The following is a 14,320-nucleotide window of genomic DNA, read 5'->3' as shown; positions in this document are numbered from 1 at the left end:
TCCATAGGTCAGCAGTCAGGCAGGAAGGCACGCCGATGTGCCTCGCCGGTATATCGCCATTCGCCATCTGCGCATGAAGCGGCAACGATGGCGTTTCTACAAAAGGGAAACCGCCGCGCGTTGCCGCGAGGCGGTTTAAGTTCAGGCGGCGATTATGCCGCGTTTGGCAATGCTCAGGCAGGCAGCTGGGCGTGCAGTTCCTGCAGGGAATACACGTCCAGATTGTCGAGGTACTTCATGCCTTCCACGGCTGCTTCGGCGCCAAAGATGGTGGTGAACGTGGTCACGCGGGCCAGCAGCGACGAGGTGCGGATCGCACGCGAATCGGCAATCGCATTGCGACGCTCTTCCACCGTGTTGATGACCATGACGATCTCGTTGTTCTTGATCATGTCCACGATGTGCGGACGGCCTTCCGTGACCTTGTTGACCACAACCACCGGAACGCCCGCCTCGGCAATGGCGGCAGCCGTGCCCTTGGTGGCTACCAGATCAAAGCCCAGTGCGACCAGCTGACGCGCGATATCCACCGCGCGGGGCTTGTCGTTGTTCTTCACCGTGAGGAACACCTTGCCCGACGTGGGCAACTTGGTTCCTGCGCCCAACTGGCTCTTCACAAAGGCTTCGCCAAAGGTCTTGCCAACGCCCATCACCTCACCCGTGGATTTCATCTCGGGGCCGAGGATGGTGTCCACGCCAGGGAACTTGACGAACGGGAACACGGCTTCCTTCACGCTGAAGTACGGCGGTGTCACCTCTTTGGTGATGCCCTGCGAAGCCAGCGTCTGGCCTGCCATGCAGCGCGCAGCCACCTTGGCCAGCTGGATGCCGGTGGCCTTCGAGACAAACGGCACCGTGCGCGAGGCGCGCGGGTTCACTTCCAGCACGTAGATCACGTCCTTGCCGTCCACTTCCTGGATGGCGAACTGCACGTTCATCAGGCCCACCACGTTCAGACCTTCGGCCATGGCAGCGGACTGGCGCTTGAGCTCATCCACGGTGGCCTGCTTGAGGTAGTAAGGGGGCAGCGAGCAGGCCGAGTCGCCCGAATGCACACCGGCTTGCTCGATGTGCTCCATCACGCCACCGATGAAGGTCTTGCCTTCGGGGTCGCGCAGGCAGTCCACATCGCATTCGATGGCATCGTTCAGGAAGCGGTCGAGCAGCACGGGTGAATCGTTGCTCACCTTGACGGCTTCGCGCATGTAGCGCTCAAGGTCGCGCTGTTCGTGCACGATTTCCATCGCGCGGCCACCCAGCACGTAGCTCGGGCGCACCACCAGGGGGTAGCCCAAGGTAGCGGCCTTTTCCAGCGCTTCGGCTTCGGTACGCGCCGTGGCGTTCGGCGGCTGGCGCAGGCCGAGGTCACCCAGCAGCTTCTGGAAACGCTCGCGGTCTTCGGCGGCGTCGATCATGTCGGGGCTGGTGCCGATGATCGGCACGCCTTCGGCTTCGAGGCCGAGGGCCAGCTTGAGCGGCGTCTGGCCACCGTACTGCACGATCACGCCGTGCGGCTTTTCCTTGTCCACGATTTCCAGCACGTCTTCGAGCGTCAGCGGCTCGAAGTACAGGCGGTCGGAGGTGTCGTAGTCGGTCGAAACCGTCTCGGGGTTGCAGTTGACCATGATGGTCTCGTAACCATCCTCGCGCATGGCCAGGGCGGCGTGCACGCAGCAGTAGTCAAACTCGATGCCCTGGCCGATGCGGTTGGGGCCACCGCCCAGCACCATGATCTTCTTGTTGTTGGTGGGGGCGGCTTCGCACTCTTCCTCGTAGGTTGAGTACATGTAGGCCGTGTTGGTAGCAAATTCGGCAGCGCAGGTATCCACGCGCTTGTACACGGGGCGCACGTTCATGGCACGGCGGGCTTCGCGCACGGCCTTTTCCGTGGTCTTGAGCAACTTGGCCAGGCGGCGGTCCGAGAAACCCTTTTTTTTGAGTGCGCGCACCGTGTCGGCATTCAGGCTGGCCAGGGCTGCATCACCCTTGTCCACGGCCAGCTGGTCCAGTTCCAGCTCGATCTTCACGATCTCTTCGATCTGCACCAGGAACCACTTGTCGATCTTGGTGAGGTCATACACCTCGTCCACCGACAGGCCCATGGCGAATGCATCGCCCACGTACCAGATGCGCTCGGGGCCGGGCTCGCCCAGCTCCTTTTCCAGCACTTCGCGGTCCTGGGTCTTCTCATTCATGCCGTCCACGCCCACCTCCAGGCCGCGCAGGGCTTTCTGGAAGGATTCCTGGAAGGTGCGGCCCATGGCCATGACCTCGCCCACCGACTTCATCTGCGTGGTCAGGCGGCTGTCGGCGGTAGGGAATTTCTCGAACGCAAAGCGTGGGATCTTGGTGACCACGTAGTCGATCGAAGGCTCGAACGAGGCAGGGGTAGCGCCCCCGGTGATTTCGTTCTTGAGCTCATCGAGCGTGTAGCCCACAGCCAGCTTGGCCGCGACCTTGGCGATGGGAAAGCCCGTGGCCTTGGAGGCCAGCGCCGACGAACGCGACACGCGCGGATTCATCTCGATGACGATCATGCGGCCGTCCTTCGGGTTCACCGAGAACTGCACATTGGAGCCGCCCGTGTCCACGCCGATCTCGCGCAGCACCGCCAGACTGGCGTTGCGCATGATCTGGTATTCCTTGTCGGTCAGCGTCTGCGCGGGGGCCACGGTGATCGAGTCGCCGGTGTGCACGCCCATCGGGTCCAGGTTCTCGATGGAGCAGATGATGATGCAGTTGTCCGCCTTGTCGCGAACCACTTCCATCTCGTACTCCTTCCAGCCGAGCAGGGATTCTTCGATCAGCAGCTCGTTGGTAGGCGAGGCTTCCAGGCCGCGCTTGCAGATGGTCTCGAACTCTTCGGGGTTGTAGGCAATGCCGCCACCCGTGCCACCCAGCGTGAAGCTGGGGCGGATCACGGTGGGGAAGCCCACGGTCTTTTGCACGGCCCAGGCTTCGTCCATGCTGTGGGCAATGCCCGAGCGCGCAGAGCCCAGACCGATCTTGGTCATGGCGTCCTTGAACTTCAGGCGGTCTTCGGCCTTGTCGATGGCCTCGGGTGTGGCGCCGATCAGCTCGACCTTGTACTTGTCGAGCACGCCGTTGCGCCACAGGTCCAGCGCGCAGTTCAGCGCGGTCTGGCCGCCCATGGTGGGCAGGATGGCGTCGGGGCGCTCCTTGGCGATGATCTTCTCGACCGTCTGCCAGGTGATGGGCTCAATGTAGGTGACGTCGGCGGTGGCCGGGTCGGTCATGATCGTGGCGGGGTTGCTGTTGATCAGGATGACCTTGTAGCCCTCTTCGCGCAGAGCCTTGCAGGCCTGCACGCCGGAGTAATCGAACTCACAGGCCTGGCCGATGATGATCGGGCCGGCGCCGATGATGAGAATGCTTTTTATGTCTGTACGTTTTGGCATGGTGCGTCGATCAGTCGATCGTAGGTTCGGCTGCCTGGGGGCTTGAAGGGGTGGCAGACGGGCGTCGCTCGGTCAGCTTCGCAAGGAGCGCCTGCGCGCGTTCGGGGGGAAGGTTCTTCTGCATCAGCTGCAGGAGGCCATCGCCCTGGATCAGCGGGCGCAGCACTTGCTCTTCAGCGTCATAGAACTGGACATCCCAGTCCTGCAGCAGCTCTGCAAACTCGGCGTCGTCCAGCGTCTTGCCCTTGGACACCAGGGTGACCAGCGGCATCGCCTTGTTCTCGACGAAAGCCTTCTTGTAGGGCTTTTGTGCCCAGCGCTCGGCAAACCACTCGCGGTGCGGCGAAGGCAGCGTCAGCACACGTTTGTGGATCGCCTTTTCAAGCGTTGCGAGAGGGAAGCTGAAGAGTTTCATGGCGCGCTGGTCGTCCAGACTTAGGCCGTTTTCGCCGCGCGCATGGCGTCGGTGAACCGGTCGAAGAGGTAGGCGATGTCGTGCGGGCCGGGAGAAGCCTCGGGGTGCCCCTGGAAGCAGAACGCTGGCTTGTCCTTGTGCTCCAGGCCTTGCAGCGTGCCATCAAACAGGCTGATGTGCGTGGCGCGCAGGTTCTGAGGCAGAGTCTCCATGTCTACCGCGAAGCCGTGGTTCTGGCTGGTGATGCTGACGCGGCCCGAGTCCAGATCCTTCACGGGGTGATTGCCGCCGTGGTGGCTGTTGGTCATCTTGAACGTCTTGGCACCGGCTGCCAGCGCCATGATCTGGTGGCCCAGGCAGATGCCAAAGGTGGGCATACCACTGTCGACGATGGTGCGGGTGGCGGCAATGGCGTAGTCGCAGGGCTCCGGGTCGCCAGGGCCGTTCGACAGGAAAACGCCGTCGGGCTTCATGGCCAACACGTCGGCTGCAGGCGTCTGTGCCGGCACCACGGTGATGCGGCAACCACGCTCGGCCAGCATGCGCAGGATGTTCTTCTTGACGCCATAGTCGAATGCCACGACGTGAAACTCGGGCTGCGTCAGCTCGCCATAGCCCGAGCCTAGCTTCCACTCGTTTTGCGTCCACGCGTACGCAGCCTTGGTGCTGACGACCTTGGCCAGATCAAGACCCGCCATGCTCGGCGCTGCCTTGGCCTTGGCAATCGCGCTGTCGATCAGCGCCTGCGTGACCACTTCGCCTGCAGCCAGGCCGACGATGGCGCCGTTTTGCGCGCCCTTGGTGCGCAGCAGGCGGGTGAGCTTGCGGGTGTCGATGTTGGCGATGGCAACCGTGTTCTCGCGTACGAGGTATTGCGAGAGCGTTTCCGTCGAGCGGAAGTTGCTGGCCAGCAGGGGCAGGTCTTTGATGATCAGGCCCGCAGCATGGACCTTGTCGGCCTCGACATCCTCTGCGTTGACACCGTAGTTGCCAATGTGCGGATACGTGAGCGTCACGATCTGCTGGCAATAGCTGGGGTCGGTGAGGATTTCCTGGTAGCCGGTAATGGAGGTGTTGAACACCACCTCGCCGACAGTGGTGCCCGTGGCACCGATCGAGTTGCCGATAAAGACCGTGCCGTCTGCGAGCGCCAGGATGGCGGGCGGGAATTTTCCCTGTAGAGACAAAAGCACTGGGTTCTCCGGATGGTTACGGTCGCCCGGCGCCTGCAGGCCACTCGCAGTGGAGGCCAGTGGCTGCTCTCAGATAGGTTGTTGCTTTGGGTGCGGTCGGGCGACGCTGTTGCGAGAAAAGCCCCCGATTATACCCGCACCTGCTTGCGTACCGATTGCAGTGTTGCAGCGCAACATCTTCACGCGGGAGGGGCATTCACGGCTTCGGGCCCGGTCGCTCTGCTCTCGCTTACCGTGCCGCAGCGCTGGCATGCAGGCAGATGGCAGCCGCGGCGGCCACGTTGAGCGATTCCTCTCCGCCCGGCTGGGCGATACGGATGCGCTGGCTGGCCACGCCCTCGATCAGGGGAGATACGCCCTGCCCTTCGTGCCCCATGACCCACGCACAGGGCCAGGGCAGCACAGCCTGGTGCAGGTATGCGCCTCCGTGCACATGGGTCACGAGCAGCGGGACTTGCAAGACCCTCAAGTCTTGCGCGTCCAGCCCCTCGACCAGCTGCAGCGCAAAATGCGCGCCCATTCCGGCGCGCAGCACCTTGGGGGACCACAGCGCAGCGCTGCCCTTGATGGCCAGCACCTGACTGAACCCGAAAGCCGACGCGCTGCGAAGAATGGAGCCCACGTTGCCCGCGTCCTGCACGCGGTCGAGCACCAGCGTGGCGGCGTGGGGAAGCACCGCCGGAGGCTCCGGCAGGTCCATCACGAAACCCATGCGGGCCGGCGATTCGAGGCCGCTGACATCGGCGAACAAGGCGTCGGCAATAACTACTATTTTCATAGCAGCAGAGGCAAATTCTGCCTGGGCTTGCGGCCAAAATGACTCTGAAAACACTGCCACCGACGCGCGTACGCCCCTTTCAACCGCTGCGCGGCAGAGGTGATCACCCTCCAGCCACACGCGGCCCTGCTTGCGGTAGGCCGTGGTGTCCTGCGCAAGCCGGCGCAGCTCTTTCACAAACGGGTTGTCGCGCGAATGGATCGCTGTGATGGCGGGAGAAGTCATGGGGGCGGATGTTCAGGCCAGCAGCCGCTCGGCCACCGGCGCGAATGAGCGGCGGTGGTGGATGCAGGCGCCGTGCTCGCGCAGCGCAGCCATGTGCAGCGCCGTGCCGTAGCCCTTGTGGCCGGCAAAGCCGTATTGCGGAAACTGCTCGTGCACCTGTTCGCACCAGCGGTCACGGTGCACCTTGGCCAGGATGGACGCCGCAGAAATCGACGGCACCAGCGCATCACCCCGGACGATGGCCTCTGCCGGCACGTCCAGCACCGGAATCCGGTTGCCGTCCACCAGCACCATGGCGGGCTTCAGGCGCAGGCCCATCACCGCGCGGCGCATGGCCAGCATCGTGGCCTGCAGGATGTTGAGCTGGTCGATTTCCTCGACCGACGCCTCGGCAATGCTGCAGCACAGCGCCTTGGCCCGGATTTCGTCGTAAAGCCGCTCGCGACGTGCGGGGGTCAGCACCTTGGAATCAGCCAGCCCGGCGATGGGCCGCAGGTCATCGAGGATGACCGCCGCAGCCACCACAGGTCCGGCCAGGGGCCCGCGCCCTGCCTCGTCCACCCCGGTCACCAGGCCGGGGGGGTGCCAGGGCAGGCTGGCCTGTTCAGGCCTGGGCGATGATTTTCTGGATCGCATCGGCTGCCAGTTGGGATGTGTTGCGTTGCAGGCTGACGTGCAGCGCCGTGAAGCGCTGCTCGAGAGCCTCTATTTTCGCGGGGTTCTGCCGCCGCGCATCCAGCCAAGCCAGCGACGCGTCGGCAAGCGCCTGGGGCGTGGCAGCATCCTGGATCAGCTCGGGCACAACGAAATCACGGCACAGGATGTTGGGGAGCCCTACCCAGGGCTGGAGCTGCTTGCGCCGCATCAGCCACCAGCTGATCGGGTGCATGTGGTAACCGATCACCATCGGGCGCTTGAACAGGGCTGCTTCCAGCGTGGCCGTGCCGCTGGCGATCAGCGTGGCATCGCATGCTGCCAGCACCGTGTGCGACTGCCCGGTGACCACGCGCACCACGTCGCCCAGCCCGCAGGCCGCGGCCGCTTGCACGATGCGATCTTGCAGCGCCGGCACGGCAGGTACTACCATTTTTATAGCTGGTCGCGCTTGATGAATAAGCGCTGCAGCCTGAAAGAATGGCGGAGCGATGTACTGGACCTCTGAAGACCGGCTGCCCGGCAGGATGGCCAGCACTTCGTCGTCGCCCTGCAACTGCAGCTGCGCACGGGCGGCGGCGCGGTCGGGCACCATCGGGATCACCGACGCCAGCGGATGGCCCACGTAGGTGGCAGCGATGCCGTGGCTTGCCAACAGTTCGGGCTCGAACGGAAAGATGCACAGCACGTGGTCAGCACTGCGGCGGATCTTCTCGACCCGGTCCGCGCGCCACGCCCAGATCGAGGGGCAGACAAAATGCACGGTCTTGATGCCCGCTGCACGCAGGTCGGCCTCCAGCCCCAGGTTGAAATCTGGGGCGTCCACGCCGATGAACACGTCGGGGCGTTCGGTCAGCAGGCGGTTGCGCAGGTTTTTGCGGATGCGCAGGAGCTCGCGCAGGCGCCGCAGCACCTCCATGCTGTAGCCGTGCACCGCCAGCTTGTCGCTGGGCCACCAGGCTTCAAAGCCGCGCCGCGCCATCTGCGGGCCGCCGATACCGCGCGACGCAAGGCCCGGCCATTTGGCCTGCATACCGTCGAGCAGGAGGCCTGCCAGCAGGTCGCCCGACGTCTCGCCCGCCACCATGGCTATCCGGGGTACAGCATCCATGGGCGCAGCTTTCAGCGGGCAATGCCGCGCGTGGAGCTGTCGAGAAACGTCTCTACCAGCGCGATGTCCGCAGCAGCCTCGGGGTGCGCCGCGGGCAGCGCGGCGATGGCTGCACGGGCTGCTTCGAGCGTGAGGCCCTGACGGTAAAGCAGTCGATGCATCTGTTTGATGGCAGTGACACGCGCGGGCGAAAAGCCACGGCGGCGCAGGCCTTCAAGGTTGAGCCCGCGCACGGCCAGCGGGTTGCCGTCGACCATCATGAACGGGGGGACGTCTTGCGAGATATGGCTGGCAAAACCAGCCATCACATGCGCGCCGATCTTCACGAACTGGTGCACACCCGTCAGGCCGCCGATGATGGCCTGATCAGCCACATGCACGTGCCCGGCCAGCGTGGCGTTGTTGGCCAGGATGGTCTGGTTGCCCACCACGCAGTCGTGCGCGATGTGCACGTAGGCCATGATCCAGTTGTCGTCGCCGACGGTGGTCACGCCGCGGTCCTGCGCCGTACCCAGGTTGAACGTGCAGAACTCGCGGATGGTGTTGCGGTCGCCTATGACGAGGCGCGTGGGCTCGCCCGCGTACTTCTTGTCTTGCGGGGCGGCGCCCAGCGATGCGAACTGGAAGATCCGGTTGTCCGACCCGATGCTCGTGCGCCCTTCAATGACGCAATGCGCACCCACCGTAGTGCCCGGCCCGATGGTGACCTGCGGGCCAATCACCGCGTAAGGGCCCACCGTCACGGTCCCGTCCAGCACCGCACCATCGGCCACGATGGCCGTGGGATGGATATTGCTCACGTTCAACCCGCCCTCGACGAATCAGGCGACATTGCGCATGGTGCACATGAGTTCGGCTTCGCAGGCGACTTCTTCACCCACGGTGGCCACGCCCTTGAACTTCCAGATGCCACCGCGCACGCGGTCGATCGTGATGGTCAGCACAAGCTGGTCGCCCGGCTCCACCGGACGCTTGAAACGGGCGCCATCGATGCCGACAAAGTAGTAGATGTTGTTCTCGTCCGGAACCTGACCCATCGCATCGAACGCCAGCAGGCCTGCGGCCTGGGCCAGCGCTTCGAGGATCAACACCCCGGGCATCACGGGGCGACCCGGAAAGTGCCCCATGAAGTAAGGCTCGTTGAACGTCACGTTCTTGATCGCCTTGATGCGGGTGTTTTTCTCAAGCTCGATCACCCGGTCTACCAGCAAAAAGGGGTAGCGGTGCGGCAGCTGCTTGAGAATTGCGTGGATATCCATCATCGAGTTCTTCTTCCGTTCATGCTGCCTTGAGAGCCTGCTCCAGCGCCTTGATGCGCTCGCGAAGGCTGTGCAGTTGTTTCAATGTTGCAGCGTTCTTTTCCCAGCGCGCATTGTCGTCGATGGGAAACATGCCGGTGTACTGACCAGGCCGCGTCAGCGACCGCGTCACCACGGTGGCTGCCGAGATGTGCACGTTGTCGGCCATCTCCAGATGCCCCAGGACAATCGCGCCCCCTCCCACCGTGCAGTGCGCGCCGATGGTGGCACTGCCCGCAATTCCCACACAGCCCGCCATGGCGGAGTGTTTGCCGATGCGCACGTTGTGGCCCACCTGGATCAGGTTGTCGAGCTTGACGCCATCCTCGATCACCGTGTCCTGCAGCGCGCCACGGTCGATGCAGGTGTTGGCACCGATCTCGACATCGTCTCCGATGCGCACGGCGCCGAGCTGCTCGATCTTGACCCACTGGCCGTGCTCCGGCGCAAACCCGAACCCGTCAGCGCCAATCACCACACCCGCGTGCACGATGCAGCGGGCGCCAATGCGGCAGTCTTCGCCTACCGTCACCCGCGACTTGAGCACCGTGCCTGGCCCCACCACGGCGCCGCGTTCGATCACGCACAGCGGGCCGATGGTGGCCGTGGGGTCAATTTGCGCCGCGGGGTCCACCACCGCACTGGCGTGGATACCGGCCGCGGCCCGAGGCGACGTGTGCTGGCGCCACAGCTGCGTGGCGCGTGCAAAGTACACATAGGGGTTGTCGGCGACGATGCACGGCCCGCGTGCCAGCGCAACGTCGCGCATTGCAGGCGCCACAATGACACAGGCCGCCCGGGAGGCGGCCAGTTGCTGTTGGTAGCGTGGATTGCTCAGGAAACTCAAGTCTCCCGGCCCTGCTTCCTCCAGTGGCGCTATCCGGGTGATCGCGGTGCCATGCACCGCTCCACCTTCCAGCGAACCACCGAGCGCATCAACAATGTGCCCCAGGAGCAAGCTCACGCGCCACCCGCCGTGCGCTGACCCATGTCACTTGCCGCCAGCGGCATTCAACGCCTTGATCACCTTGTCGGTGATGTCGTGCTTGGGGTTGATGTACACGGCTTCCTGCAGGATGACGTCGTACTTCTCGGCCTCGGCCACCTGCTTGACGACCTTGTTGGCGCGCTCCAGGACAGCCGACAGTTCCTCGTTCTTGCGGGCGCTCAGGTCTTCCTGGAATTCGCGGCGCTTGCGCTGGAATTCGCGGTCCTGGTCCACCAGCTGGCGCTGGCGCGTGGTGCGCTGGCTTTCGGCCATCGTGGGTGCCTCGCGCTCGAACTTTTCGCTGGCCGTCTTCAGGGTGTTGCCCATGTCCAGCAGTTCCTTCTCGCGGCGGGAGAACTCCTGCTCGAGCTTGGCCTGGGCTGCCTTGGCGGTGCTGGCCTCACGGAAGATACGGTCTGTATTGACAAAACCGGCCTTGAATTCTTGCGCTTGTGCCTGCACTGGAGCTGCCAGGGCGACGGTGCCGAGCAGCAGAGCCAAAGAGAAATGGCGGGAAAAGGATTTCATTAGAAAGACGTTCCAATCTGGAATTGCAGTTTCTGGATTCTATCGCCGGCGAACTTGCGCACCGGTTGCGCAAATGCCAGACGCAGAGGGCCGAGTGGGGAAATCCAGCTCAGACCCAGGCCCACCGAGGCCCGCATGTCGTTGAAGCTCACCTTGTCGTTTTCGCCATAGACATTGCCTACGTCGACAAAAGTGAAAACCCGCAGGGTGCGGTCATTGCCGGCGCCTGGAAACGGCGCGATCAATTCGGCGTTCAGCGTGACCTTCTTGGGACCGCCCAGCGAAGCGCCGGTCACATCACGCGGGCCGAGCGTGCCCTGGTCAAAGCCACGCACCGAACCCAGACCGCCCGAATAGAAATTCTTGAACACGGGGAACGGACGGCCGTTCATGCCCTTGCCGATGCCTACCTCGCCGTTGAACGCCACGGTAAAGCGCTTGTTCAACGGGATGTATTGCTGGTACTGGTAATTGGCACGAACATAGCGGGCGTCGCCGGCTACCGACCACTCGGAGTTCAGACGCTGGTAGCGGCCCGAATTGGGCGCCAGCGCGCTGTCGCGGTCATCACGCGACCAGCCAATGGTCAGGGGGATGGACGTGCTGGTCGCGCCGAACTGGTCGGCATAGGCCAGGTACGTGGCGGGGATGTTGGTCCCGGCCTTGATCTGGGTCTGCTCCAGGCCACCACCGAAGAACACCGTATCCGTCTCGCTGAACGGCACGCCAAATCGTACCGACGTGCCCGTCGTCACGAGCTGGTAATTGCCGCCCTGGTCTTCATACGGTTTGTCGGTGCGGTAGTACACATCCAGCGTCCGCGAGACGCCATCAGCCGTGAAGTACGGGTCGGTGGTGCTGAACACCAGCGTGCGGCGGTACTTGCTGGTGTTCACATCAATGCCCAGGTAGTTGCCAGAGCCAAAGATGTTTTCCTGCTTGATGCCGAACGAAAGCGATGCCTTTTCTGCACTGGAAAAGCCCACACCCATCTGCAGCGAGCCGGTAGGCTTTTCAGCCACGTTCAATACCAGATCGACCTGGTCAGGGGAGCCAGGCACTTCCTGGGTTTCCACATTCACTTCGGTGAAGTAGCCGAGGCGGTCCACACGGTCGCGCGACAGGCGGATCTTTTCGCCGTCGTACCAGGAAGCCTCGTACTGACGGAACTCGCGGCGGATCACTTCGTCGCGGGTGCGATTGTTGCCACTGACATTGATGCGGCGCACGTAGGCGCGGCGCGACGGCTCGACCTGGAGGACCAGCACCACCCGGTTGGTTTCACGGTCCACATCGGGCACGGCTTCGACGCGCGCAAATGCAAAGCCGAAGCGGGCGAAATACTCCGAAAACGCCTTGGTCGTTTCGGCCACCTGGTCGGCGTTGTAGGGCTCGCCTGCGCGGATGGTGACCAGCGACTTGAACTCGTCTTCGCGGTCGAGGTAGTTGCCTTCGAGCTTGACCCCGGAGACCACAAAGCGCTCGCCCTCGGACACGTTCACGGTGATGGAAATGGCCTGCTTGTCGGGGGAGATGGCGACCTGCGTGGACTCCACACGGAATTCAAGATAACCACGCTGCAGGTAGTACGAACGCAGGGTTTCGAGGTCGGCATTGAGCTTCGCCCGGGAATAGCGGTCGGACTTGGTGTACCAGCTGAGCCAGCCACCGGTGTCCTGGTCAAAGAGGCCCTTGAGCGTGGATTCGCTGAAGGCCTTGTTGCCTGTGATACGTACTTCCTTGATGCGGGCGGGCTCGCCTTCGACGACGGTGAACGTGAGGTTCACACGGTTGCGCTCAATCGGCGTCACCGTGGTCACCACCTCGACGCCGTAAAGGCTCTTGTTGATGTACTGGCGCTTGAGTTCTTGCTCGGCCCGGTCGGTCATGGCCTTGTCGTAAGGCCGGCCTTCAGTCAGGCCGACATCACGCATGGCCTTCTTGAGTGCATCCTTGTCGAACTCGCGAGCTCCAGCAAAGTCAACGTCGGCAATGGTCGGGCGCTCTTCCACCACCACGACCAGCACGTTTCCGCTGGCTTCCAGTCGCACATCCTTGAACAGACCCAGCGCAAACAGCGCACGGATGGCAGCCGCGCCCTTTTCATCGTTGTAATCGTCACCGACGCGCAATAGCATGGACGCGAACACCGTGCCCGGCTCCACGCGCTGCAGGCCTTCGACGCGGATGTCCTGCACCTTGAAAGGCTCCAGAGCCCAGGCCGCGCTGGCGGCAAAAACCATGGCTGCAACGGCTGATGCGGTACGCACGCCCAGGCGATTGATGTGTTTTTTCATGAATGAAGCTGGAGCCGCCGTTGGGTTGCAAGCGCGGCAAAAGGGTTAGCCAAAAAGCCGGGTGACATCATTGAACAGGGCAATGGACATCATGAGGATCAGCACGGCAACGCCACCGCGTTGCAGGCGCTCCATCCATGCATCCGACACGCCCTTGCCGGTCACGCCTTCCCAAAGATAATACATCAGGTGCCCTCCGTCCAAGACCGGCAGCGGCAGCAGGTTCAGCACCCCCAGGCTCACGCTGATGAGGGCCAGGAACACCAGATACTGGCTGATTCCCATGCTGGCCGACCGGCCCGCATAGTCGGCAATGGTGAGGGGGCCGCTGAGGTTCTTGAGCGATGCTTCCCCGATCACCATGCGCCCCATCATGCGCAGCGTGAGGACAGATACATCCCATGTCTTCACGACACCGGCCCAGGCACCCTCGAAAAATCCGTAGTCCACCGTGACAAATTCGGGCGGAGTACCCACGTACGCGCCGATGCGGCCAACTGTCACGCCCTGGTCCGTCTGCGCCTCGGGCGCCACATCAACCATCAGGGTCTGTCCACCGCGCTCGATGCGCCAGGGCTGGGTGACCGATGCATTCCCCTTGACCGACTGGCGGATCAGCTCGCGCAATTGCTGCCCGTCCACCACGTCGGTCGTACCAATCCTCAGGACCACATCACCCTGGCGAAGCCCGGCGCGGGCGGCTGCGCCCTGCGGCATGACTTCACCCAGAACGGGGCGCGTCCAGGGCCCGAGGATGCCGATCTTGCGGAACAACTGCGCGTCGGCCTCCCGGCTGTGGATGGTGGACATGTCGAGAACCAGCTCACGCACTGCAGACGAACCCTGCGCCCGCACTTCGAGACGTGTCAGGTCACCCTCCAGCGCACCGCGCGTCAGCAGCCAGCGCAGGTCTTCAAACGAACGCACTTCTTCGAGCTCATCCGAGCCGAGCGCTGCGCGTTCGACCAGTTCACCGCCGCGCAGTCCGGCGCTGTGGGCGATGGAGCCGATCACGGGGCTGGCCAGCACCGCCTTGGGTTCCTGAACGCCGTTCCAGTTGACCACCGAGTACAACAGCACGGCCAGCAGCAAGTTGGCCAGCGGGCCCGCAGCCACGATGGCGGCCCGCGCCTTGAGCGGCTGGGTGTTGAACGCCAGATGCCGCTCGTGCGGCTCCACAGGTGCCTCGCGCTCGTCCAGCATGCGCACATAGCCGCCCAGCGGAAACGCACCGATCACGAATTCGGTGGGCGAACCCTTGGGCTGCCAGCGCAGCAGCGGCCGCCCGAAGCCGACCGAAAAGCGCAGCACCTTCACGCCGCATGCCACCGCCACCCGGTAGTGGCCGTATTCATGCACGGCAATCAGCAGGCCCAGGGCGACGACAAAAGCGGCGATGGTGAGAAGCATGGAA

At 63.6% G+C, this 14,320-nt stretch carries 12 protein-coding genes; all 12 read right to left on the bottom strand.

Translation table 11 applies throughout. From position 1 onward, the window contains the following. Positions 1-173: 173 nt before the first annotated feature. On the bottom strand, positions 174-3,419 hold the full coding sequence (gene carB / locus ACTPOI_RS11450) for a carbamoyl-phosphate synthase large subunit (protein WP_440108888.1): 3,246 nt from the start codon (positions 3,417-3,419) through the stop codon (positions 174-176). Between the two features lie 10 nt (positions 3,420-3,429). Continuing rightward, a complete protein-coding gene (locus ACTPOI_RS11445; protein ID WP_440108887.1) occupies positions 3,430-3,834 on the bottom strand; it encodes a hypothetical protein in 405 nt (134 codons plus the stop codon). Positions 3,835-3,854: 20 nt separating this feature from the next. Beyond that, positions 3,855-5,027 (bottom strand): glutamine-hydrolyzing carbamoyl-phosphate synthase small subunit, encoded by a 1,173-nt coding sequence (gene carA / locus ACTPOI_RS11440; protein ID WP_440108885.1) that lies wholly within the window; start codon positions 5,025-5,027, stop codon positions 3,855-3,857. Between the two features lie 229 nt (positions 5,028-5,256). Further along, positions 5,257-6,030, bottom strand: a complete 774-nt coding sequence (locus tag ACTPOI_RS11435; protein ID WP_440108883.1) for a TrmH family RNA methyltransferase — start codon at positions 6,028-6,030, stop codon at positions 5,257-5,259. A 12-nt stretch (positions 6,031-6,042) separates the two neighbouring features. Then, complete coding sequence (gene rnhB / locus ACTPOI_RS11430; protein WP_440108882.1) at positions 6,043-6,666, bottom strand: ribonuclease HII; 624 nt, start codon at positions 6,664-6,666, stop codon at positions 6,043-6,045. Continuing rightward, positions 6,635-7,795, bottom strand: a complete 1,161-nt coding sequence (gene lpxB / locus ACTPOI_RS11425; RefSeq protein WP_440108880.1) for a lipid-A-disaccharide synthase — start codon at positions 7,793-7,795, stop codon at positions 6,635-6,637. The genes rnhB and lpxB overlap by 32 nt, the downstream gene beginning before the upstream one ends. A gap of 11 nt (positions 7,796-7,806) precedes the next feature. Beyond that, positions 7,807-8,595, bottom strand: coding sequence for an acyl-ACP--UDP-N-acetylglucosamine O-acyltransferase (gene lpxA, locus ACTPOI_RS11420; protein ID WP_440108879.1), 789 nt, complete (start codon positions 8,593-8,595; stop codon positions 7,807-7,809). Positions 8,596-8,616: 21 nt separating this feature from the next. Further along, positions 8,617-9,057 (bottom strand): 3-hydroxyacyl-ACP dehydratase FabZ, encoded by a 441-nt coding sequence (gene fabZ, locus ACTPOI_RS11415; RefSeq protein WP_069105372.1) that lies wholly within the window; start codon positions 9,055-9,057, stop codon positions 8,617-8,619. A 16-nt stretch (positions 9,058-9,073) separates the two neighbouring features. After that, positions 9,074-10,057 (bottom strand): UDP-3-O-(3-hydroxymyristoyl)glucosamine N-acyltransferase, encoded by a 984-nt coding sequence (gene lpxD / locus ACTPOI_RS11410; RefSeq protein ID WP_440108876.1) that lies wholly within the window; start codon positions 10,055-10,057, stop codon positions 9,074-9,076. A 27-nt stretch (positions 10,058-10,084) separates the two neighbouring features. Further along, entirely contained in the window at positions 10,085-10,609 is a 525-nt protein-coding gene (locus ACTPOI_RS11405) for an OmpH family outer membrane protein (protein WP_440108874.1), read from the bottom strand. Further along, on the bottom strand, positions 10,609-12,906 hold the full coding sequence (bamA, locus tag ACTPOI_RS11400; protein WP_440108872.1) for an outer membrane protein assembly factor BamA: 2,298 nt from the start codon (positions 12,904-12,906) through the stop codon (positions 10,609-10,611). The genes ACTPOI_RS11405 and bamA overlap by 1 nt, the downstream gene beginning before the upstream one ends. 45 nt (positions 12,907-12,951) lie before the next feature. Then, positions 12,952-14,316, bottom strand: coding sequence for an RIP metalloprotease RseP (gene rseP, locus ACTPOI_RS11395; RefSeq protein ID WP_440108870.1), 1,365 nt, complete (start codon positions 14,314-14,316; stop codon positions 12,952-12,954). Positions 14,317-14,320 lie beyond the last annotated feature (4 nt).

Source organism: Acidovorax sp. BL-A-41-H1, from assembly GCF_051942715.1.
This window is presented reverse-complemented; position numbering and strand designations above follow the sequence as displayed.

Bases quoted from the DNA above. Each gene is read 5' to 3' on its own strand.
- ACTPOI_RS11435 (WP_440108883.1), bottom strand. From the start codon at position 6,030: ATGACTTCTCCCGCCATCACAGCGATCCATTCGCGCGACAACCCGTTT.
- fabZ (WP_069105372.1), bottom strand. From the start codon at position 9,057: ATGATGGATATCCACGCAATTCTCAAGCAGCTGCCGCACCGCTACCCC.
- ACTPOI_RS11405 (WP_440108874.1), bottom strand. From the start codon at position 10,609: ATGAAATCCTTTTCCCGCCATTTCTCTTTGGCTCTGCTGCTCGGCACC.
- rnhB (WP_440108882.1), bottom strand. From the start codon at position 6,666: ATGCGATCCAGAAAATCATCGCCCAGGCCTGAACAGGCCAGCCTGCCC.
- lpxB (WP_440108880.1), bottom strand. From the start codon at position 7,795: ATGGATGCTGTACCCCGGATAGCCATGGTGGCGGGCGAGACGTCGGGC.
- rseP (WP_440108870.1), bottom strand. From the start codon at position 14,316: ATGCTTCTCACCATCGCCGCTTTTGTCGTCGCCCTGGGCCTGCTGATT.
- carB (WP_440108888.1), bottom strand. From the start codon at position 3,419: ATGCCAAAACGTACAGACATAAAAAGCATTCTCATCATCGGCGCCGGC.
- ACTPOI_RS11445 (WP_440108887.1), bottom strand. From the start codon at position 3,834: ATGAAACTCTTCAGCTTCCCTCTCGCAACGCTTGAAAAGGCGATCCAC.
- bamA (WP_440108872.1), bottom strand. From the start codon at position 12,906: ATGAAAAAACACATCAATCGCCTGGGCGTGCGTACCGCATCAGCCGTT.